Raw genomic sequence first — 22,262 nt, 5'->3', positions numbered from 1 at the left:
TCGGGAAGCTCGGTTACTTCGAGATGACAAGATATGAACGGGGAAAACTGCCACAGGTCGAACATTTCTCCGGTTACCAAGTCTTCACCTGGAATTGGCGCGTGAGGCCACGAAGTCGTCCATCGTACGACTACCCAAAATTCCTCTTAGGTTGCGCGCGCCTGCGATCCGTCTTACGCAAGCTGACATTTCGCCTCATCAGCAACCAACGATTCACCATTGTTGACCGCAAAAATCACGCTAGAGTAACTATCGCAAAGTCTCCCCGGAGGAACTGGGAGATGCTGCGCTTCGTTTCTGTCGAAAATCGTGGAGGAGCGTCGATGGCAACTGAAAGATGGAACAGCCCGGTCAAGGTTGGTTTCGAAGGTGCCGATGCGCGAACGGTCAATGGGCCGTTCGATGCGCTGAAGTGCCTGGCGGATCTTTGGCCGAGTATGCGCGGGCTTCGTTATATCAAGGCCCGCAGCGCCTGCCGGGCAGCGCTCGATGGGCGCAAGAGCGTGGAAGAAGCAAGAGCCGAGTTTCTGGCGGCCGCCGAAGAGGCGAAGCTGAAGCTGCATTAGCACTTCGGCAAGGAATTTCGGGCGATTTTCGCCTTCTGGGCGCGCAAGCGTGCCGGAATGGGAGGATGCTTTAATTTTGGGCTTTAATTTTGGTTTAACCCTGCAACAAGTGCGTCCCGGGTTTTGGTGCAAAGGGCGTTGCGCCTGGTACAGCTGCATCAATAGAAGATGACCAGCCATCATGATGATGGTTAGAGGCTCGTCACCTCTGCGGAAACGCAGGCGAGCCTCGTCCGAGCAGGACCGCCTTTTTTCAGCAATCCGCGCCGCTCTCATTATCGATCTCGACATAACCGACGCCGATGATCGTGCCGTCCGTCGCGCGAATGAAAGAGGGGAGATAGTGAGGCTCTACCGGTGTGCAGGCGACGGCCCCGGTATATTCGTTGAGGGCGATCTGGTCCTTCGGCAAAGCGGAATAATTCGTGCCGGTTTCCAGCGAAGCATGGGCGGAGCCGGCAAAGACACCGCAACCCACTATCAAGGTCGTTGCCCAGAGGCGAGGAAGCAACTGCATGAGAGTCTCCAGCGTTTAGGTCCGGCCTTTCAACACGCGAGAGAGCATTTTGGTTCCCTTCATGCATCGCAAAGAGATGAGCGCGCAGACCGGCGCCGGACTTTTATTTGATGCATGTCGTTGTCCTAAAACCGCTGCACACTTTTAGGCGACATGCATTAGCGTCGCAGCAGGCGAGCACGCACATAGCCCCGGCCGACGACGCCCTCAGCGATCTGGAGCGCCCGCTCGACATCACCCCGCTGGCGCACGAAACCCTCCAGGATGACATAGGAGCCCGATATGCTGACGGTGATTTCGCCGGCTTCGAAATCGGCGGCCGCATGAAGGGCGCTTTCCACCGAGGCGCGCGTCGCGGCATCGCTGTGGCCCTGCCGGCCGGGCTCGCCATGCCCCGTGAATGCTGGAAAGCCGAGCACCGTGAACGTTTCCTGATGTTGGTTGATGTCTGTTAACTCCGCAGCGACACATTTCGTTGCGTCCCCCGGAAAAGAAGAGCCTGCTCGACAGCGATACCTGCGCGGTGGCATGGGCACCCCTTGGCGAAAGGCGACGGGGCTTCCATATCTCGCTGCAGTCGAAAGAGGGGTGACGACGATGAAAGCGCTTTTGCCTGCCTTGTTTGCCGGGGCAATGCTTGCCGGCTGCTCCTCGGCCGATACGCCGGCGCTGGAACCCATTCCCGGCAGCATTACCTATGGCGGCCAGCCGCGAACGAAGCTTACCAAGTCGCCGGTCGGCAGCGCCGTCTACAACCAGTTCTACAACGGGACGGGCCAGCGTGTGGAGGAAACCTATATTCTTCAGCCGGACCGCAGCCTGAAGCTGGTGCGGCGCGAGATCGGCCCGGATTTCCCCGACTGAGATGTTGCTCGCGCGCCAGATCGCTTGACAGGGACGGCAATCGCGAACATTCAAGGAACATCTAATCTTTCCCCAGTGATTCTGCGGGAGCCCGACCGGACGGCTGGATGTATCTCGAAAAGCTCAATCCGCAGCAGCGCATGGCCGTCGAGCACGGCACGCTCATCGACGGCAGCCATATTGCCGGGCCGCTGCTGGTCATTGCCGGCGCCGGCTCGGGCAAGACGAATACCTTGGCGCATCGGGTCGCCCATCTCATCGTCAAGGGCGCTGATCCGCGCCGCATCCTGCTGATGACCTTTTCGCGCCGGGCGGCAGCCGAGATGGCGCGACGCGTCGAGCGCATCTGCCGTGACGTGCTGGGTTCGAATGCCGGCGTCATGGCGGATGCGCTTTCCTGGTCCGGCACCTTCCACGGCATCGGCGCCCGGCTGCTGCGCGATTATGCGGAGCAGATCGGTCTCGATCCTGGGTTTACCATCCACGACCGCGAAGACAGTGCCGATCTGATGAACCTCATCCGGCACGACCTCGGTTTCTCGAAGACGGAAAGCCGCTTTCCCACAAAGGGCACGTGCCTTGCCATCTATTCCAGGGCGGTGAATTCGGAAACCGCGCTCGACCTCGTGTTGCGCGACGTCTTTCCCTGGTGCGCGACGTGGGAGAAACAGCTGCGCGAACTGTTCGCCTGTTATGTCGAGGCCAAGCAGAGCCAGAACGTGCTCGATTACGACGATCTGCTGCTCTACTGGGCGCAGATGGTCGGCGAAGCGATGATTGCCGAGGATATCGGCAGCCGCTTCGACCATGTGCTGGTCGACGAATATCAGGACACCAACCGGCTGCAGGCCTCGATCCTGCTGGCGCTGAAGCCCCAAGGCCAGGGGCTGACCGTCGTCGGCGACGACGCACAGTCGATCTATTCCTTCCGCGCCGCGACGGTGCGCAATATCCTCGATTTTCCCGCCGCCTTCAGCCCGGCCGCCAATATCGTCACGCTCGACCGCAACTACCGCTCGACGCAGCCGATTCTCGCCGCCGCCAACGCCGTCATCGATCTCGCCTCGGAGCGCTTCACCAAGAATCTCTGGACCGAACGGCAATCGGCCGACCGGCCGCGCCTCGTCACGGTGCGCGACGAGGCCGAGCAGGCGCGCTACGTCGCCGACATGGTGCTCGACAATCGCGAGGAAGGCCTCACGCTCAAGCAGCAGGCCGTGCTCTTCCGCGCCTCGCATCACAGTGGGCCGCTGGAGGTCGAGCTGACCCGGCGCAACATTCCCTTCGTCAAGTTCGGCGGGCTGAAGTTTCTCGACAGCGCGCATGTGAAGGACATGCTGGCCGCCCTTCGCTTCGCGCAGAACCCGCGCGACCGGGTGGCGGGCTTCCGGCTGATGCAGATCCTGCCGGGCGTCGGGCCGTCGACGGCGCAGAAGACGCTCGACCTGATGGCCGAGGATGCCAGCCCGATTTCTGCTCTCGCTGCCATGCCGGCGCCACCGCGCTCCGGCGAGGACTGGACAATGTTCGTTTCGATGCTGCAAGAGCTGAAGACCGGCAAGGCCGGGTGGCCGGCGGAAATCGGCCTGGCACGGCAATGGTACGCGCCGCATCTTGAACGGCTGCACGAGGACGCAGCGACTCGGCAGGCCGACCTGCTGCAGCTCGAGCAGATCGCTAGCGGTTATGCCTCGCGCGAGCGCTTTCTCACCGAGCTCACGCTCGATCCGCCGGATGCGACCAGCGACCAGGCGGGCGTGCCGCTTCTCGACGAAGACTACCTCATCCTGTCGACCATCCATTCCGCCAAGGGCCAGGAATGGACGAGGGTCTTCATGCTGAACGTCGTCGACGGATGCATACCGAGCGATCTCGCCGTCGGCACCACCGCCGAAATCGAAGAGGAACGCCGGCTACTCTATGTCGCCATGACGCGCGCCCGGGATGGTCTCGACCTTGTCGTTCCGCAACGCTTCTTCACCTATGGGCAGAACTCTCAGGGCGACCGGCACGTCTATGCCTCGCGCAGCCGCTTCATTCCCGCCACACTGCTGCAGTTCTTCGAGGCCTGCAGCTGGCCGCAGGGGAAATCGGAGGCCGCGCAAGCCCAAGCGCGGCAGGTGCGCATCGATGTCGGCGCCCGCATGCGCGGCATGTGGCGATAACCGGATAGAGTTCAGAGTGAAAGCGGCGGCTCAGCCGGTTTCAGGAATTGCTCGACCGTTGATGCCCCCACAGCCTCGACTGATGCCGGCGACCATTGCGGATTGCGGTCCTTGTCGATGACGGCGGCGCGAATACCCTCGAAGAAATCGGGATTATCAAGCATCTGCAGGCAGGCGCCGAGTTCGCGGCCGAGGCATTCGGCAAGCGAGGCGCTGCGGCGGCCGGCCCGCAGCAGCCGCAAAGCGAGCTTCAGGCTGGTCGGTGAACGCGTCAGCATCACCCGGCACGTCTCGGCGGCGAATTCGCCCTCCTCCTCGGCAAGCGCTGCCAGGATCTCCTCGACGCTGTCGAACCGAAATGCGCGATCGATCGTCGCCGCGTTCTGCTTGAGCCGGCTTTCTCCCTGAGGCTCAGAAAGCGCCTGCAGCACGGCATCGACATCGCCGGATGAGCTGGCGCGCGGCAGGTCCGACAGAGCATCGATCGTTTCGCCGAGCAGCGACGAGGCGATCTGAAGGTCGGCAAGGCGGGCGTGGATCGCATCGGCCGCACCAATATCGAGCCCCGTCAGGCCGAGCCATGTTCCGGCCTCGCCGGGGCCACGCGGCAGCAGCCAGGTGGCGCCGACATCCGGGACATAGCCGATGCCGGTTTCGGGCATGGCAAGGCGCGTGCGCTCGGTGACGATGCGGTGGCGGCCGTGCGACGACAGGCCGACGCCGCCGCCCATGGTGATGCCGTCCATCAGCGCGACATAGGGTTTTGGGTAGGAGGCAATCAGATGGTTGAGGCGGAATTCCTCGCGCCAGAAGCTTGCCGCCAGGCCATCGCCGGCACGGGCACTCTCATGCAGGGCGCGGATATCGCCGCCGGCACAGAAGCCGCGTTCGCCCTCCCCCATCATCACGACACTCGCCACCTCGGAATCTCGGGCAAAAGCGTGAAGGGCCCCGGTGATCGTGCGGATCATCGGCAGCGTCAGGCTGTTCAGCGCCCGCGGCCGGTTGAGCCTGATGACGCCTGCGGTGCCTCGCCGTTCAATGATGACTTCGTCTTGCCGTTCGCCGTCCTGCATGGTTCACCTCATCTATTGCGACCATGAATAGACGACGGTGAAGCATCACTCCAGTCGATTTGCGGCGGATCGAGATCGATCGTTCAGGCAGACAGCGAATTGCGGGCGGAGGCTTCGGCCTCGCACCGGGCGGCGTAATCGATGGCAAGTTCGAGCGGCAGCGGCCGCGAGAAATGATAGCCCTGCGCCAGACGAACGCCTATCGCCTTCAATCCCTCGGCAATCTCTTCGCTTTCGACGCCTTCAGCGACGGAGGCGATGCCGAGATTCTGGCAGAGATTGGCGACCGAGCGGGTGATGTTCATACAACGGGCGTCGCGATCGAAATTCATCACGAAGGACTTGTCGATCTTCAGCTTGTCGAAGCCGAGGCGATGAATATGGCTGAGGCTCGAATAGCCGGTGCCGAAATCGTCCAGCGCAATCGAGATGCCGGCAGCGCGCAACATAGTGATCACCTGGTCGGCGGTGTCGAAATCGGAGAGCAGCGCCGTCTCGGTAATCTCGAATTCGATGCGCCTGGGATCGATGCCGGAGCGGGTGATCATGGCAAGCAGCGCCATCGAGGTCTCGTGGTCGCAAATATCGCGCGCCGAGAGATTAAAGGACAGCCTGAGATGCCGTGGAATGATCGCCAGCGCTTCGAGCGCCTTGGCGAAAAGGATGCGGGTCATGCGGCCGATGACCGCCGTGCGCTCGGCGGCCGGAATGAAGGCGTCTGGACTGATGCGGCCGAAGCGGGCGCTGTCCCAGCGGGCGAGCGCCTCGTAAGCGACGACGCGGCCGCTCCTCAATTCGACGATCGGCTGATAGTCGAGTTTCAATTCCTTGGCGAAGTCGTTCGCCTGCAGTTCGAGTTCGATCAGGTGGCGCTGCGTCAGGATCTTCTCGTGCTCGGCTGAGAAGAATTCGACGCCGCTGCTGCGCTTGCTCTTGACCTGGTAAAGAGCGAAATCCGCTTTCTCGTAGAGATCCTCGGCCGTGTACTCGCCGATATCGGGATAGACGATGCCGCAGGAACCGAAGACGCGGACCGAGCCGTCGGGAATTTCGAAAGGATCGCGGACGACGGCGCAGAGCGCTTGGCCGAGATCGGCGATCGCCTGGCGTGTCATCGAGCAGGGGAAGATGATCCCGAACTCATCGCCGCCGAGACGGGAGACGATGCCCTCTTCGCCGACCAGCGCGACGAAGCGGCGGGCCGTCTCCTTGAGCACGAGGTCGCCGGCGGCATGGCCGAAGACGTCGTTGACCGGCTTGAAGCCGTCGAGATCGAGAATGCCGAGGACGGGCGGCGAGGACGGATCCTTCTGCAGCCGTTTTTCCAGCGAGAGAAAGAAGCTGCGGCGATTGGCAAGGCCGGTCAGCTGGTCATGCAGCGCGTTACGGCTGTTGACCAGGTTCAGCTCCTCGGCTTCCGCCTGCTTCTGCTTCAATTCCTCGGTCAATTGCACGAGACCGACGAAATTCTGGAAGTAGCTGTTGATCACCCGGAGGAAGGGCAAGATCAGGAAGAGGCCACTGACGGCGGTCGCCACGAAAACGGGATTGCCCGAGAACAAGAAGGTCGCGACCATGGCCGAGAAGGTGATGACCGTGGTCAGCGCGGCCGCCATCGGCAGGTGCATCAGGCAAAAGATGCAGGAAATCCCCGTCACGACGAGGAAGTAGGCGATCTGACCCTGCTGGGAAGCATCGCCATATTGGTAAAGCGCGATCGCCCAGCCGCCGAAAGCGACGGCCAGGATGCCGGCCCCTGATATCGTGAGCTTCATCAGCCTGTAGGCCCGCTCGGCGGTTACGTTTTCCTTGCCCCGGATCTCCCACCAGCAGAGACGGAAGACACAGACGACGCTCAACGCCACGGGAATGTAGAGCGAAAGCCAAAGGGGCGCGGATTTGAGGTGGGTGATCGCCACCGCAAGGGCATTGATGATCAGCAGGACATAGAGAATGGGAATCTGCGACGACAGGGCTCGGAACTGCGCCAGCAGAAGCGTCGGATTGTCTTTTTGCAGCTGCAATGAGGCCAGAAAGTTCTTCATCGTCTCTTTTCCGTTGGCCCGAGCCAGCCAGAGAAAGCTTGATTTTTCCTTATTCACGTTACGGCATGCAGACCCGCAGGCGCGGGGATGGGAAACGGGTTCTGGATCAGAAGGACGCGGCGGCGAGCGCCCGGTGGATGCTGTGCAGGTCGTCGACATTCTTATTCGACAGGAACAGTTCCCAATCGAGCGAGCTCTGGACGATGGTTTCCAGCGAATCGTATCTGGGCTTCCAGTCGAGCACCTGCCGGGCGAGCGAAGCGTCTGCGACGACGCTTGCGGAATCGCCGGCGCGCCGCGGCGCCATGTGGATCTTGAAGGAATGCCCGTGCAGGCGGGTGACCATGTTCAAAACGTCGAGCACGGAATAGCCGCTGCCATAACCACAATTAGCCACGAGCGAGCCCTTGCCTCTGCGCAGGTGTTGCAGCGCTTTCAGATGTGCATCCGTGAGATCGCTGACATGGATGTAGTCGCGCACGCCGGTGCCGTCATGGGTAGGATAATCGATGCCATAGACATTGACGCTGTCGCGCGTGCCAAGTGCTGCCTCGCAGGCGACCTTGATGAGGTGCGTGGCGCCTGAGGTCGACTGGCCGGCGCGGTGGTGCGGGTCGGCGCCGGCGACGTTGAAGTAGCGAAGCGCGACATAGTTGAAATCATAGGCGGCGGCGGCATCGCGCAGCATGAACTCGGTCATCAGCTTCGACTGGCCGTAAGGATTTTCCGGATTGAGGGGGGCCGTCTCCTTCACCGGCAGGTCGGTCTTTTGTTGGCCGTAGACGGCCGCCGTCGAGGAGAAGACGAAGTTACGGATACCGGCCTTGACCGAAGCGCTCAGCAGCGCCCGGGTCTTGCCGGAATTGTTGTCGTAATAGGAGAGCGGATCGGCGACCGAGACCGGGACGACGGCGGAGCCGGCGAAATGGATGATCGCCTCGATGTCGTTTTCGATGAAGACCTTTTTCAATATGTCGGGATCGGCAACGTCGCCGAGATAGAAACGCGCCGCCGGCGCCACGGCCCAGCGAAAGCCTGTGGAGAGGCGGTCGAGCACGACCACATCCTCGCCCGCATCGAGCAGCGCCCAAACCATGTGACTGCCGATATAACCGGCCCCGCCCGTCACCAAAACCGCCATGTCCCGCATCCCCGCTTTCGTTTTTACAAGCAGGGGCATCAGGCGCCGGTTTTTCTTTCCAATTTTCTTATCGAACGGTCTTTGGAAGGCCTTTGAACGGGTATGTTTGGAGTCGTGGTTAGAGGCCGATTTCGGGCTTTGCTAGAGTTTTATCGATCCGGCGATTCCGGCACAAATCGCGGCATTCTTGGCTGATGGCTGCCCCTCACCCTAACCCTCTCCCCGTTCTGACGGGGAGAGGGGACGTGCCCTGCGCGACGTCAATGGGGACCGAGAGGTCGCCGCATACCCCTTCGCCCCGCGAGCGGGGAGAAGGTGGCGGCAGCCGGATGAGGGGCAGCCCTCGCCGATCTCCTGGGCTGTGGATGACGCTGATTTCAGAGCTTGAGGATATAGTCGCAGAGGCGCTCGGCCGCGACCGCCACCTGCGTGGGGTCGCGCAGGAAGCAGGCGCGCAGGAAGAGTTCGCCGCCCTGTCCGAAAGCGGTGCCGGGAGCAAGGCCGACGCCTGTCTTGTCGACGATGTCGAGCGCTGCCCTGCGGCTCTCTGTGACGCCGTCGATCTTCAGGAAGGCATAGATCGCGCCGTCCGGTTTCAGTGTCTCGACGCGGTTGGTGGCGACAAGCGCATCGCAGAGAATATCGCGGGAGCGGGCCGCCTTGGCGATATTGGCAGCGACGAAATCGTCGCCTTGATCAAGGGCGGCGACGGCGCCCTTCTGCATGAACTGCGCCACCCCCGATGTCGAATACTGGATGAGATTTTCGAGCACCTGTCCCATTTCAGGGGGTGCTACGATCCAGCCGACGCGCCAGCCGGTCATCGACCAGTTCTTCGAGAAGGAATTGACGAAGATGATCTTGTCGCCCTCGTCCATCACATCGAGGAAAGAGGGCGCGCGGCCGCCGGCAAAGGAGTAGCGGGCGTAGATTTCATCTGCCATGATCCAGAGGTCGTGCTTGCGGGCAAGCGCCAGGATATCGCCAAGATCCTGCTTCGTTGCGGTCCATCCCGTCGGGTTCGACGGCGTGTTGATGAAGATGCCCTTGGTCTTCGGCGTGATCGCGGCTTCGATGCGGTTCAGATCGACCGCCCATTTACCGCCTGCGAACTGCAGCTCAACACCAACGGAGCGCGCACCGGATATTTCGAGAGCGGCGGCGATGTTCGGCCAGGAAGGCGAGAGGTAAACCAGTTCGTCGCCCGGCGAGGTCAGCGCCTGCACGGCGATCTGGATCGCCTGCATGCCGGAGCCGGTAACGTAGAAATGCTCGACCGGGAGCCGGATTCCGAAGTGTCTGTCGTAATAATCGGACAGCGCCTGGCGAAGCTCCGGAATGCCGCGCTGCCAGGTGTAGAAGGTCTCGCCGGCGGCAAGCGCGTCCATCGCCGCCCTGCTGATGAAATCGGGGGTCGGCAGATCGCCCTCACCCACCCAGAGCGGCAGCAGGCCTTCGCGGCCACGGGCATAGTTGACGAGTTCGACGATCCCGCTTTCGGGCGCCGCCAGGGCGCGCGGGCTGATGCTGCTGACGATCGACATGCATATCTCCGGTTTCCGCCTTCATAGCGGATTTGCGCCGGCAAATCTCATGACATCCAGTGATGGCATATCGATTTTGGTGATGAATGAGCCCGGCCGGAGCGGACGGGCTCCAGCCCGGATCAAGCCGTCGGGCGCCTGGCGAGAAGATCGCGGATTTCCGTCAGCAGCTGAACGTCTGCCGGCGGCGGGGGCAGCTCTTCCGGTGCCGCCTTTTCCTGGCGCTCGATCTGGGCACGCATGGTGTTCACGCCCTTGACCATCAGAAAGATGATCCAGGCGAGAATGAGGAAGTTGATGAGCACGGTGAGGAAGCTGCCATAGGCAAACACCGCTCCCTGCTCGCGGGCGGCGGCGAGCGACTGCGCGTTGACGGCCGCCGAGAGCGGGAGGAAGTAATTCGAAAAATCGAAGCCGCCGAAAATGGCGCCGACGATCGGCATGATAAGGTCATCCACCAAAGATTTGACGATACCACCGAAGGCGCCGCCGATGATGACGCCCACTGCAAGATCCATGACATTGCCGCGGGCGATAAAGGCCTTGAACTCATTGAGCATCGGATCCGTCTCCCTTCGATCCATTTCAAAGATATGCAATGGAATTTATTAGCTACATCTTCACTGCAATTAATCAATCGGCAATCGCAATTATTCGGCAATACCTCTCCCGCGGTCTTTGACTTAAGGCCTAGACGGCCAGGAATTTTCAAAGCGTCTGAAATGACTTAAGCTGCCCACGTTGCAGGAGGTCCCGGCGGGTTTTCCGCCGGCGGAGGGTCAATGCTTCCAGGCTGGGTTATATTCGCGTCTGCCTTCGGCTATCTGCTCCTGCTTTTCGCCGTGGCAAGCTATGGCGACCGCAAGAACCGCGGCCAGGGCACGCTGGAAGGCGGCCCGGGCACGCTGGGCGGATGGCCGGTGGTCTATGCGCTAAGCCTTGCGATCTACTGCACCTCCTGGACCTATTTCGGCAGCGTCGGGCTTGCGGCGCAGCGCGGGTTGGAGTTTGCCGGCATCTATATCGGCCCCATCCTGGTCTTCACGCTCGGCATGCCGCTGCTTCGCCGCATCATCGAGCTCGCCAAGGCGGAGAAGCTCACCTCGGTTGCCGATTTCGTCGCCGCGCGCTACGGCAAGAACCCGACGGTCGCAACGATCGTCGCCCTGATCTCGCTGATCGGCGCCATTCCTTATATCGCGCTGCAGCTCAAGGCGATCTCCAGCACCGTCAGCGCCATGGTCAATCCGTCCGATTACGGCATCGGCAGCGGCAATCTTTATTTCCTCGACCTGCCGCTAGCCGCGACGCTGGTGCTTGCCTGCTTCGCCATCATGTTCGGCACGCGGCATACGGATGCGACGGAGCATCAGGATGGCCTCATCCTCGCCGTCTCGATGGAATCCGTGGTCAAGCTCGTCGCCTTCCTGACGGCCGGCGTCTGCGTCATCTGGTTTCTGTTCGATGGCCCGACCGATCTCTGGCGCAAGACCGTCGACAACGAGCTGGTCATGTCGGCGCTCAGCTACCATACGCCGATCAGCCGCTGGATCACCCTGATCGTCTTGTCGGCCTTTGCGATCATCCTGCTGCCGCGGCAATTCCACGTGACGGTTGTCGAAAACCGAACCCCGAAACAGCTGAAACTCGCAGGCTTCCTGTTTCCCACCTATCTGATCGCCATCAATCTCTTCGTGCTTCCGGTGGCGATCGGCGGGCTGCTGACATTCGGCGGCACCGGCAATGCCGATTTCTACATGCTGTCGCTGCCGCTTGCCGGCCAGATGCCCGTCATTTCGCTGATCATCTTCATCGGCGGTTTCTCCGCCGCAACGGCGATGGTCATCGTCGATTCCGTCGCATTGTCGATCATGGTGTCGAACGACATCATCATGCCGATCTTCCTCAGGCGCAAACTCGCCGGCCGCGCCGGCCAGCGCGACAATTTCGCCAAGACGCTGCTCAACATCCGCCGCAGCGCCATCTTCGCGGTGCTGCTGTTCGGCTACGCCTATTACCGCTCGACCGACAGCACCGCCGGCCTTGCCTCGATCGGCCTTCTTTCCTTTGCCGCGATCGCGCAGATCGCCCCAGCGCTGTTCGGCGGGCTGATCTGGCGGCGGGCGAATGCGCGCGGCGCGATCCTCGGGCTGACCTCCGGCTTCGTCATCTGGATCTACCTGCTGTTCCTGCCCTCGCTCGGCGGCCCCGATTATTCCTATGTGGCGAGCGCCGTGCTCGGCTTCATCTTTCCCGGGACTACCCTGTTCACCGCGCCCGACGCCGATCCGCTGGTCAATGCGACGGCGATGAGCCTGCTGGTCAACAGCGCCTTCTTCGTCGTCGGCTCGCTCACCCGCAACGCCAAGCCGCTGGAGCGCATCCAGGCCGGCATCTTCGTCAAGCGGCATTCGCGCTCGCAATTTGCCACGCGCGGCTGGAAAACCCGTATCAGCGTCGGCGATCTCAAGGCGGCGATCTCGCGCTATCTCGGCGAAGAGCGCATGCAGCGCTCGTTGACGACCTACGAACAAAGCTCCGGCCGCAAGCTCGAAGACGAGCAGCCGGCCGACATGGCGCTCATCCACTTCAGCGAACAGCTGCTCGGCAGCGCCATCGGCTCGTCCTCGGCCCGGCTGGTGCTGTCGTTGATCCTGCAGAAGATCGAGGATGCCTCTTCCGACACCGCCTGGCTGCTCGACCAGGCGAGCGAGGCGCTGCAATATAACCAGGACATGCTGCAGACAGCGCTTTCGCAGATGGACCAGGGCATTGCCGTCTTCGACAGTTCCAACCGGCTGACGATCTGGAACCGGCGCTTCCGGCAATTGCTGGACCTGCCTGAGAATGCCGGCCAGGTCGGTTTTCCCTTGTCCGAAATCGTCACCACGCTCAGCCAGCGCGGCGACATCGCGCCCGGCGATCTCAGCCAGACGGTGCGGCATTTCCTGACGCTCGACAAACCTTTTTCGCTGGTGCTCGGCGGCGGCGAGCGGATCATCGAGGTGCGCTCCAACGCCATGCCCGACAAGGGCATCGTCGCCACCTTCACCGACATCACCCAGCGCGTCAGTGCCGACAAAGCGCTGAAACAGGCAAATGAGACGCTGGAGCAGCGCGTCGCCGAACGCACGGCCGAGCTTACCCGCGTCAACCGCGAACTCGGCGAGGCGCGCGCCGCCGCCGACGAGGCGAATATCGGCAAGACACGCTTTTTCGCCGCCGCCGGCCACGATATCCTGCAGCCGCTCAACGCCGCCCGGCTCTATTCCTCGGCATTGGTCGAGCGCATGGCGCAATCCGACAACGCCCCGATCGTGCGCAACATCGATTCCGCGCTGGAATCGGTCGAGACCATTCTCGGGGCGGTGCTCGATATATCCAGGCTCGATACCGGCGCGATGCGGCCGCGGCTCGCCTCCGTCGCGCTCTCCGACCTGCTGGAGCGTATCCAGACCGATTTCGCGCCGATCGCTCGCGAAAAGCAGCTGAAGCTGGTGGTCATGCCGACGTCGTTACGCGTCCGCTCCGATCCCAATCTGCTGCGAAGACTGGTGCAGAACCTGGTTTCCAACGCCATCAAATACACGATCACCGGCAAGGTGCTGGTCGGGGCGCGGCGGCGCGGCAACCAGGTGATCATCCAAGTGATCGATTCCGGTATCGGCATCCCGCCGTCGAAATTCCGCACCGTGTTCAAGGAATTCGCGCGGCTGGACGAAGGCGCGAAAACCGCCTCCGGCCTCGGGCTCGGCCTGTCGATCGTCGATCGCATCGCCCGCGTGCTCAACCATCCGGTCGAGCTCCAGTCGACGCATGGCAAGGGCACGGAATTCCGCATTGCCATGCCGCTCGACATCTCGCGCCCGGCCGCGGCCGCAGCAGCGGTTACGCCCGCCGACCGTCCCGGCCAGCCGCTGAGCGGGTTGAAAATCCTCTGCATCGACAACGAGCCGAAGATCCTCGAAGGCATGAAGCTCTTGATCAGCGGTTGGGGCTGCGAGGTGGAGGCGCTCAATTGCCTCGCCGAGGTCAACGCCGTCGATGGGGAGGAGGGACCGCCTGATATCGTCATCGCCGATTATCATCTTGGCGACGGCACCGGCATTGCCGCGATCCTGCATCTGCGCCGGCGGTTCGGCGCCGATATCCCCGCTTTGCTGATCACGGCCGACCGCACGCCGGAGGTGCGCAGCGAGGCCGAGCGACACGGTATCGCCGTTCAGCACAAACCGGTGCGGCCGGCAGCACTGCGCGCCTATATCACCCAGATTTCCGGCATCAAGCGCGCCGCCGCGGAGTAAGCGCAACCTCAGAGCATTTCCGTTTTTCTCCGATTCACGGAGATGCTCTATCTCTTTGTTATCACGCAATCCCGGACGCAAGACCGCTACGCACTTTTGCTGGAATTGCTCTTAGTCCGTCGTGCTGATGACACGCGCAACCAGATCGCGCACGCGTTTTGTCGCCGGCACATCGCCAAACAGGATGCGGTACATGATCGGCGCCACGACCTGGTCCATGACACGCTCGACATCCGGAAAGGTCTCGCCACGAGCCCTGGCCCTCTCGGCGATGACGTCGATCTGCTGGCGGGTATATTCGCTGCATTTACAGGCATTCGCGCCCGCCTGCGCCGCCAGCACGTCCCGGATCATCTCGCGGCCCGGGCCGGAGGACATTTCCTCGGCATATTGCTCGGCCCAGGTTTCGAGATCGGCCTTGCCGCTGCCGGCATCGATCGGCTGCATATCCGGCCGCAGCCGATCGACGGCGACATCTGCGAGAAGCTCCTGCAGGTCGCCCCAGCGGCGATAGATGGTCGACGGCGTTACCCCCGCCTTGCCGGCGATCAGCGGTATCGTCACGTCGGCGCGGCTCATCTCGGCCATCAGCTCACGGACCGCCTTGTGCACCGATGCCTGGACCCGGGCGCTTCTGCCGCCCGGACGGAGATTCTCTTTCGCTGTCATGCCTGCAACCCGACTTTCGCCCTTTGACACCGGATGGTTCAAAATCTTTGACAGACCTATTAATGCAAAGAATTTGCTTTTACGAAATGCCTGCTCTACACAAGCTAACGCAACGGTTTAGCTTTAAGAGGCTTATATATGTTCGCCGCAGCCAAATCCACCGAGAATTCGCCGCGCCCCTCGATCGGCTTTCATGCGCTGACGCTCGCGACCTTTTTCGGCGCCTCCGCGGCGCCGACGCCGCTCTACCGGATCTATCAGGAAAACTTCTCCGTCTCGCCGGTGCTGATCACGGTGATCTTTGCGGTCTACGCCTTCGCGCTGTTGGCGGCGCTGCTGACCGCCGGTTCGATCTCCGACCACCTCGGCCGCAAGCCGGTGATCTTCTTCGCCCTCGTGCTTGAAATCGTCGCCATGGCGCTCTTCGTCGTTGCAAGCGGTCCCGGCTGGTTGATCGCAGCACGGATCGTGCAGGGGCTGGCAACGGGGATCGCCGGCGCCTCGCTCGGCGCGGCGCTGGTCGATGTCGACAGGGCAAAGGGACAGATCGTCAACTCGATCGCGCCGCTTTGCGGCATGGCGGTGGGGGCAGTGGGCACCAGCGCCCTGATCCAATACGGCCCCTTCCCGATGCATCTGGTCTATGCGCTGTTGCTTTTAGCCTTCACGCTGCAGGCGGCGGCCATCTGGCTGACAGGCGAGACCGGCGGCACGCGACCCGGCGCACTCGGTTCGCTGATACCGCGGGTCACCGTTCCCAAGCAGGTGAAGCGGCCGCTCTCGCTGGTGACGCCGATCAACATCGCCAACTGGACGCTTGCCGGCTTCTATCTCTCGCTGGTCCCGTCCTTGGTCGCCACCACGACCGGCAGCCGCGCGCCGCTGACGGGTGGGGCCGTCGTCACTGCGCTCATGGTGAGCGGAGCAATCGCCGTATATCTCAGACGCAGCAAGACGGCATCGGCCAATCTCGCCTTCGGCGTATCGGCCAAGACGCTCGGCATCCTAACCGTCGTTGCCGGCGTGCATCTTGCCAATGTGCCGCTGCTGCTCGTCGGCACAATTTTTACCGGCGTCGGTTTCGGCACCAATTTCCTCGGTTCGATCGGCACCATCATGCCGCTTGCGAAGGCGGACGAGCGGGCCGGGCTGCTATCGGCCTTCTACGTCCAGAGCTACCTCGCCTTCAGCCTGCCGGCGATCCTGGCCGGGTTCCTAGCGAAATCGGCCGGTTACGCGCTGACGACGGACATCTATGCGACGGCGATCCTGCTTTTGATGGGCGTCGGACTGATGAGCATTCGCGCCGATCGGCGCAGGGTGGCGGAGAGCGCGGCCTGAGGACCCAGTTCACGGCTTCAGATCGAGCAGCGCCCGGCCACTACCGTCCATGGCGAAGGGCACCGAGGCGTGCTGATGGGCAACCAGCCAGCGGCCATCCTGCTTGACGAGGCCGAGGGTCTGGCGGAACCAGAGATCGACCGCGGCGCCATCGGTCTTGGTTCCGGTCATGCGCATGAGGCCGCTCCAGAAGGCGACATCGTCGCCAACCGTCAGTCTGGCATCGCGCACCTCGCCGCCGATCGGGCCTTCCCAGGTATCGAACCAGGCCTGCAGACCCGCTTCGTCCTGGCCGTGGTAGACGAGCGGCGGCGCCAGCGAAAATTCGACGGAATCCTCGGCCTCATAGGAAAGCGCGTCGCTGGCGTTCTTCTCACCCAGCGCTTTGGCGCGCATCATCAGCATGGCGATGATCGCCTCTTCCTCGATCCTGGCATTCGCTTCGTCTTTCACGGTCGTTCTCCTTCTCCGTTATGGACAGAGGACGAAGGGGAGGACGACGATCCGACATCAGCGACAGAACCACTGCGCACTTTTGGAATTGCGTCAGAGATAACTCGTCACCGCCGGTTCGTTCCACCAGGCATCGTGCCTGCCATCGGCATAACGGACAGGCAGTGCTGCCAGTTCCTCAGGGGTGATATCGTCAAGGCAGGCGATGTTGATCGAGACATAGGCGCCACCAATCGCTTCGACATAGCCGTCGCCATAGGCCGGCACACCGCAGGTGCGGCAGAAGCGGTGATGACCGCTCATGGTGTTGAACTGGTAGTCGGACGTTTCCGCCTGGTCGCACATCAGCCGGAAGTCCTCCGGCTTGACGTTGGCGCCCCAATAGCGGCGCTTGGCGCAGATCGAACAATTGCAGCGGCCAGTGCCTTCCTCGAGGTCCATGTCCACCTCATAGTGCACTTTGCCACAATGGCAGCTTCCCTTGTAGGTTTTCTTCACGGCGCTCTCCTCCTTCGGCGTTGCCTTCAGTCTCTATATATGACAATATGTTGTCATGATGGATGAGATACAAAATCGACAACATGTTGTCAAACAGAATCGACCGGAGCGGACGATCGAGGGGGATGCCTTTTCCGCTTTCGCAATCACCGCACTTCGCCTCGCCGGCCATCTGACGGCGGCCGGCGACCGGCTGGCAAAGCCGGCGGGACAGACGAGCGCGCGCTGGCAGGTGCTGGCCGCGGCACGACGTGGCGGCATGTCGGTGGCGCAGATCGCCCGCGCGCTCGGCCTCGCCCGCCAGGGCGTGCAGCGGCTTGCCGACGTGCTGGAGAGCGAAGGGCTGATCGCCTATGCCGACAACCCGCAACACCAGCGCGCCAAGCTGGTGCGACTGACGGAAGAAGGCGCGGCGCGGCTCGGTGTCATCGAGGTCGCGCAAGCCGGTTGGGCCGACGGGCTGGGCGCCGCGTTTACGTCAGCCGAGCTCGATGCGGCACGGTCGGTGATGGCGCGGGTCATGGAGATGCTGGAGGGCAACGAGGCGGCAGGCGGTTGAGCGACTTACCTGTCTTGCGGGACTTGTTGTCGCCGGCGACGCGCAGACGCATTTCTCGGGAAAGGGCACGGCATCAAACGGCCAGACACAAAAAAAGGCCGGGTTAACCCGACCTTCCCTGCTATCTCAACGAACCGTGCCAGTACATCCGTGGTCACGATCCGGAGATGATATTTGGAGCCTTGAAGGCTCAGGCCGCCTGGAGGCGGTCTGCCGACATCTTGCCGGACTTGTTGTCGCGGACGAGCTCGTAAGACAGCTTCTGGCCATCCTTGAGATCGCGCATGCCAGCGCGTTCAACGGCGGAGATGTGGACGAAAACGTCGGCTGCGCCGTCATCCGGCTGAATGAAGCCGAAGCCCTTGGTTGCGTTGAACCACTTTACGGTACCTGTGCTCATGACGATATCCTTTTCGAATCGTTCATAGAAGATTGCAGCTCGGATAGATGCCAAGCGGCGATGAAAACCGATTTTGGAGGAAGTTCGCCAGGAACGACGCGAGGCCGTTTCAAAGTTCATCTAGCAAGATCGATGCGCGAACATGTAATCGGAAATTGTGTCCGTGACAAGGCCGTAGCAAGGGAAAGTCGAATTCAAATGGCGAGGGTGAAGTCGAATAATTCTTGAGCGCCGTAGCGCCGCGGCAGGATGGGTAAAGGCGGCCTAAGCCGCCTTCCCTAGCTTCGCATAGGGGTCGAACCGGCCGTAGAACGTCTCGCCCTTGGCGGCCATGTCCTTCAGCAGCGGTGTCGGCTTGAAGTGATTTCCGTAAGCAGCAGCTAACTTTTCTGCCAATTCCGCGAAAGCCTTCGCACCCATCCCGTCGATATAGCTCAGCGCCCCGCCGGTATAGGGCGCGAAGCCAAAGCCCAGGATCGAACCGACATCCGCTTCGCGCGGATCGGTGACGATGCCTTCCTCCACGGTGCGGGCGGCTTCCAGCGCGATGGTGACGAGGAATCGTTGTTTCAGGACGTTGACGTCGACCTCATCCGCCTGCTTCTGCGGATAGAAGGTCTTGAGGTCGGGCCAGAGGGACTTCTTCGCCGGCTTCGGCGGATAGTCGTAGAAGCCCTTGGAATTCTTGCGGCCGAAACGGCCCTCCTTTTCCACCATGCGGGAGATGAGTTCCATATGCCTGGGGTCGATGGCTTTTTCGCCAAGATCGGCGACCGTCGCCTTGAGGATCTTCAGCGAGAGGTCGATGGCGACCTCGTCGTTGAGCGCCAGGGGACCGACCGGCATGCCGGCCATCTTGGCGGCATTCTCGATCATCACAGGCGGCACGCCCTCGATCAGCATGTCGTAGCTTTCCGACATGTAGCGCAGCACGCAGCGATTGACGAAGAAGCCGCGGGTGTCATTGACGACGATCGGTGTCTTCTTGATGGCTGCGACATAGTCGAGAGCGACGGCCAGCGCCCTGTCGCCGGTGTCGCTTCCGAGGATGACCTCGGTCAGCATCATCTTCTCGACAGGCGAGAAGAAGTGGATGCCGATGAAATCGGCAGGGCGTTGCGAATTCCTGGCGAGACCTGAGATCGGCAGGGTCGAGGTATTGGAGGCGAAGACCGCGCCTTCCGGCAGCACGGCTTCGACCGCCTCGATGACCGCCTTCTTCACCTCGCGATCCTCGAACACCGCCTCGATGACGAGATCGGCATTGGCGAGGTCGGCATAGTCTGCCGAGGGCGTGATGCGGGAGAGTAGTGCAGCCGCTTCGTCCTGCGTAAGACGTCCCTTACCGACAGAATCCTTGACCAGGCCTTCGGAGACGGTCTTGCCCTTGGTCGCCGCTTCGATATCGCGGTCGATCAGCGTCACCGGAATGCCGGCGGCGGCCGTGACATAAGCGATCGAGGCGCCCATGAAGCCGGCGCCGACGACGCCGATATGTTTCAGCTCGGTCTTCGCGTGACCTGCCGGGCGGCGGGCGCCCTTGCCGAGCTCCTGCATGGAGATGAACAGCGAACGGATCATCGAGAAGGCTTCACGGGTCTGCAGCACCTCGGTGAAATAACGCTGCTCGATCTTCAGGCCGGTGTCGAACGGCACCTGGAGGCCTTCGTAGACGCATTTCAGGATGGCAAGTGCTGCCGGATAATTGCCCGATGTTTCCCGGCGCAGGATTGCCGGGGCTGCCGGCCAGAGCTGGGCGGAAGCCGGCGTCCAGATGCCGCCGCCCGGCGCCTTGAAGCCCTTCTCGTCCCAGGGGGCGACCGGCTTCAGGCCATCCTTGATCATCTGCTTGGCGGCGGGGATGAGTTGATCCGGCTCGACCACCTGATGCACGAGGTTCATCGCCTTGGCGCGGGACCCGGTCAGCGACTGGCCCGTCGTCATCATCTGCAGCGCATCCTGGGCATTCGCCAGCCGCGGCACACGCTGGGTGCCGCCCGCACCGGGGAAGATACCGACCTTGACCTCGGGCAGCGCGATCTTGACGCTCTTGGCATTGGAGGCGACGCGGCCGTGGCAGGCGAGCGAGAGTTCGAAAGCGCCGCCCATGCAGGTGCCGTTGATGGCGGAAACCCAGGGCTTGCCCGATGTTTCGAGTTTGCGGAACAGGCCGCTCATGCGGCCGACCAGACCGAAGAGGGCCTGCACCGCCGTCTCGGGGCTCTTTGCCTTCTCCTCCTGGTAGGAACTGAACATCGACTTGATCATCGACAGATCGGCGCCGCCGGAGAAGGAGGACTTGCCGGAGGTGAAGACGACGCCCTTGACGGCCGCATCGGCGGTCGTGGCGTCGATAATCGCGTCAAGTTCGGCCATCACCTCCGCGGTGAAGACGTTCATTGATTTGCCGGGCATGTCCCAGGTGACGAGCGCGATGCCGTCGGCGTCGGTTTCGAGCGTGAAATTGGTGTAGGTCATTGGGTTTCCTCCCCGATCAGGCCGGCAAATGGCTGCGCTGCGCGTCTAAGGTCTTCGTCTTTTCGGTGACGACATCGCCGGTATGCTTGGTCTGCGACGGCTCGAAAAGCACGATCCAGCATTCCTCTTCGGCAATAGGATTATGCTCGACGCCCCTCGGCACCACGTGAAAATCGCCGGCCTTCAGATGCACATGCGGGCGGTCGCGATATTCGATGGTAAGCGACCCCTTCCAGATCAGGAAAAGCTCGTCCTCGTCGCGGTGCGAATGCCAGGCGAGCTGGCCCTGAACCTTGGCGAGCTTGACGCTCTGGCCGTTGAGATCGGCGATGACGCGGGGCGACCAGTGTTCGGTGACCTCGGCATATTCGGTTTCGATCGTGCCGGTGTTGAAGCCCATCGTCAGACCCTCTCGATAACCGTTGCCGTGCCCATGCCGGCGCCGATGCAGAGCGTCACCAGCGCGGTGTTGAGGTCGCGGCGTTCAAGTTCGTCCAGCACCGTGCCGAGGATCATCGCGCCGGTGGCGCCGAGCGGATGGCCCATGGCGATGGCGCCGCCGTTGACGTTGATCCTGTGGTGGTCGATGTCGAAAGCCTGCATGTAGCGCAGCACCACGGCAGCGAAGGCCTCGTTCAACTCGAAGAGGTCGATGTCGGCAAGGCTCATGCCTGATCGTTTCAACAATTTCTCGGTGACGTCGACTGGCCCGGTCAACATCAGGGCCGGATCGGAGCCGATATTGGCGAAAGCCTTGATGCGGGCACGCGGCCTTTTGCCCATGCTCTCACCGCCGGCTTTGGAGCCGAGCAGGACCACACTGGCGCCATCGACGATGCCGGAGGAATTGCCGGCATGGTGGACATAGTTGATGCGTTCGATCTCCGGATGGGCCTGGATGCCGACGGCCTCGAAGCCGCCCATCTCGCCGGGCATCTGGAAGGACGGATTGAGGGAGGCGAGCGCCTGCATGTCGGTGCCGGGGCGCATGTGTTCATCCTTTGCCAGGATCGTCAGGCCGTTCTGGTCCTTGACCGGGACGACCGACTTGTCGAACCAGCCCTTTTCCCAGGCATGGGCTGCACGCTTCTGGCTCTCGACCGCGTAAGCGTCGACATCGGTTCTGCTGAAGCCGTATTTGGTGGCGATCAGATCGGCCGAGACACCCTGCGGCATGAAATAGGCCGGGAAATTCACCGAAGGATCCATGAACCAGGCGCCGCCGGACATGCCGAGGCCGACGCGGGACATGCTTTCCACACCGCCGGCGATGACGATATCGTCGGCCCCTTGGGCGATCTTGCCGGCGCCGAAATTGACGGCATCGAGGCCGGAGGCGCAGAAGCGGGAAATCTGCATGCCAGGCGCCTTCGTGGAGTAACCGGCTTCGAAGGCAGCGGCCTTGGGGATGACGGCGCCGGCATCCATGACCGGATCGACGCAGCCCATGATGATGTCGTCGACCGTGCCCGTGTCCAGCCCGTTGCGGTCGCGGATTGCCTCCAGCGTCTTTGCCGCGAGGCGGACGGAAGGCACCTCATGCAGGGCGCCGTCCTTCTTGCCGCGGCCGCGCGGCGTACGCACGTGGTCGTAAATGAAAACCTCGGTCATTGTCTCATCTCCCTGACGGCGCGGCGGCGCC

20 protein-coding genes are annotated in these 22,262 nt (G+C 62.2%); 6 read left to right on the top strand and 14 right to left on the bottom strand.

The annotated features are described in order from the left end of the window. Positions 1-323 precede the first annotated feature (323 nt). Positions 324-566 (top strand): DUF982 domain-containing protein, encoded by a 243-nt coding sequence (locus RL_RS03200; protein WP_011650393.1) that lies wholly within the window; start codon positions 324-326, stop codon positions 564-566. 253 nt (positions 567-819) lie between these two features. On the opposite strand, the gene RL_RS03195 is transcribed toward RL_RS03200, so the two are convergent. Then, positions 820-1,083: a hypothetical protein gene (locus RL_RS03195; RefSeq protein WP_011650392.1), complete on the bottom strand. Its 264-nt coding sequence runs from the start codon at positions 1,081-1,083 to the stop codon at positions 820-822. A 158-nt stretch (positions 1,084-1,241) separates the two neighbouring features. Beyond that, positions 1,242-1,502 carry a BON domain-containing protein gene (locus RL_RS03190; RefSeq protein ID WP_011650391.1) on the bottom strand — a complete coding sequence of 87 codons (261 nt, stop codon included), beginning with the start codon at positions 1,500-1,502 and terminating at the stop codon, positions 1,242-1,244. A 178-nt stretch (positions 1,503-1,680) separates the two neighbouring features. Between RL_RS03190 and RL_RS03185 the strand changes: the two genes are divergently transcribed. Continuing rightward, a complete protein-coding gene (locus RL_RS03185) occupies positions 1,681-1,947 on the top strand; it encodes a hypothetical protein (protein ID WP_011650390.1) in 267 nt (88 codons plus the stop codon). Positions 1,948-2,054: 107 nt separating this feature from the next. Continuing rightward, on the top strand, positions 2,055-4,112 hold the full coding sequence (locus RL_RS03180) for an ATP-dependent helicase (RefSeq protein ID WP_011650389.1): 2,058 nt from the start codon (positions 2,055-2,057) through the stop codon (positions 4,110-4,112). 11 nt (positions 4,113-4,123) lie between these two features. Here RL_RS03180 and RL_RS03175 read toward each other — a convergent pair whose 3' ends face one another. The 5 genes from RL_RS03175 to mscL form a co-directional block, all read right to left on the bottom strand. Continuing rightward, positions 4,124-5,188 (bottom strand): enoyl-CoA hydratase/isomerase family protein, encoded by a 1,065-nt coding sequence (locus RL_RS03175; RefSeq protein WP_011650388.1) that lies wholly within the window; start codon positions 5,186-5,188, stop codon positions 4,124-4,126. Between the two features lie 83 nt (positions 5,189-5,271). Then, entirely contained in the window at positions 5,272-7,233 is a 1,962-nt protein-coding gene (locus tag RL_RS03170) for a putative bifunctional diguanylate cyclase/phosphodiesterase (protein ID WP_011650387.1), read from the bottom strand. Positions 7,234-7,339: 106 nt separating this feature from the next. Beyond that, positions 7,340-8,374 (bottom strand): UDP-glucose 4-epimerase GalE, encoded by a 1,035-nt coding sequence (gene galE / locus RL_RS03165; protein WP_028740389.1) that lies wholly within the window; start codon positions 8,372-8,374, stop codon positions 7,340-7,342. Between the two features lie 377 nt (positions 8,375-8,751). Beyond that, entirely contained in the window at positions 8,752-9,918 is a 1,167-nt protein-coding gene (locus RL_RS03160) for a pyridoxal phosphate-dependent aminotransferase (protein ID WP_011650385.1), read from the bottom strand. A 122-nt stretch (positions 9,919-10,040) separates the two neighbouring features. Beyond that, positions 10,041-10,478, bottom strand: coding sequence for a large conductance mechanosensitive channel protein MscL (gene mscL, locus RL_RS03155; protein ID WP_011650384.1), 438 nt, complete (start codon positions 10,476-10,478; stop codon positions 10,041-10,043). A gap of 222 nt (positions 10,479-10,700) precedes the next feature. Between mscL and RL_RS03150 the strand changes: the two genes are divergently transcribed. Then, a complete protein-coding gene (locus RL_RS03150; protein ID WP_011650383.1) occupies positions 10,701-14,222 on the top strand; it encodes a PAS domain-containing hybrid sensor histidine kinase/response regulator in 3,522 nt (1,173 codons plus the stop codon). Positions 14,223-14,333: 111 nt separating this feature from the next. Here RL_RS03150 and RL_RS03145 read toward each other — a convergent pair whose 3' ends face one another. Continuing rightward, the gene (locus RL_RS03145) at positions 14,334-14,891 is read right to left on the bottom strand and encodes a TetR/AcrR family transcriptional regulator (protein ID WP_041936163.1); all 558 of its coding nucleotides are present in this window, start codon (positions 14,889-14,891) and stop codon (positions 14,334-14,336) included. A gap of 138 nt (positions 14,892-15,029) precedes the next feature. Here RL_RS03145 and RL_RS03140 point away from each other — a divergent pair, with 138 nt between their 5' ends. Next, positions 15,030-16,232: an MFS transporter gene (locus RL_RS03140; RefSeq protein WP_011650381.1), complete on the top strand. Its 1,203-nt coding sequence runs from the start codon at positions 15,030-15,032 to the stop codon at positions 16,230-16,232. Between the two features lie 9 nt (positions 16,233-16,241). Here the strand turns inward: RL_RS03140 and RL_RS03135 are convergent, their stop codons facing one another. Beyond that, complete coding sequence (locus RL_RS03135) at positions 16,242-16,685, bottom strand: YybH family protein (protein WP_011650380.1); 444 nt, start codon at positions 16,683-16,685, stop codon at positions 16,242-16,244. Positions 16,686-16,778: 93 nt separating this feature from the next. Further along, a complete protein-coding gene (locus tag RL_RS03130) occupies positions 16,779-17,183 on the bottom strand; it encodes a GFA family protein (protein ID WP_011650379.1) in 405 nt (134 codons plus the stop codon). Between the two features lie 58 nt (positions 17,184-17,241). Between RL_RS03130 and RL_RS03125 the strand changes: the two genes are divergently transcribed. Then, complete coding sequence (locus RL_RS03125; RefSeq protein WP_049778409.1) at positions 17,242-17,742, top strand: MarR family winged helix-turn-helix transcriptional regulator; 501 nt, start codon at positions 17,242-17,244, stop codon at positions 17,740-17,742. A 190-nt stretch (positions 17,743-17,932) separates the two neighbouring features. Here the strand turns inward: RL_RS03125 and RL_RS03120 are convergent, their stop codons facing one another. The 4 genes from RL_RS03120 to RL_RS03105 form a co-directional block, all read right to left on the bottom strand. Then, positions 17,933-18,142 (bottom strand): cold-shock protein, encoded by a 210-nt coding sequence (locus RL_RS03120; protein WP_003545273.1) that lies wholly within the window; start codon positions 18,140-18,142, stop codon positions 17,933-17,935. A gap of 264 nt (positions 18,143-18,406) precedes the next feature. Continuing rightward, positions 18,407-20,620, bottom strand: coding sequence for a 3-hydroxyacyl-CoA dehydrogenase NAD-binding domain-containing protein (locus RL_RS03115; RefSeq protein WP_011650377.1), 2,214 nt, complete (start codon positions 20,618-20,620; stop codon positions 18,407-18,409). A gap of 16 nt (positions 20,621-20,636) precedes the next feature. Beyond that, complete coding sequence (locus RL_RS03110) at positions 20,637-21,020, bottom strand: cupin domain-containing protein (RefSeq protein ID WP_011650376.1); 384 nt, start codon at positions 21,018-21,020, stop codon at positions 20,637-20,639. Between the two features lie 2 nt (positions 21,021-21,022). Beyond that, positions 21,023-22,231 carry an acetyl-CoA C-acetyltransferase gene (locus RL_RS03105; RefSeq protein ID WP_011650375.1) on the bottom strand — a complete coding sequence of 403 codons (1,209 nt, stop codon included), beginning with the start codon at positions 22,229-22,231 and terminating at the stop codon, positions 21,023-21,025. Between the last annotated feature and the right edge of the window lie 31 nt (positions 22,232-22,262).

The sequence above is a fragment of the Rhizobium johnstonii 3841 genome, assembly GCF_000009265.1.
Lineage (GTDB): Bacteria > Pseudomonadota > Alphaproteobacteria > Rhizobiales > Rhizobiaceae > Rhizobium > Rhizobium acaciae.
The sequence above is the reverse complement of the archived record's forward strand: the minus strand, read 5'-3'. Positions and strand labels throughout refer to the sequence as shown.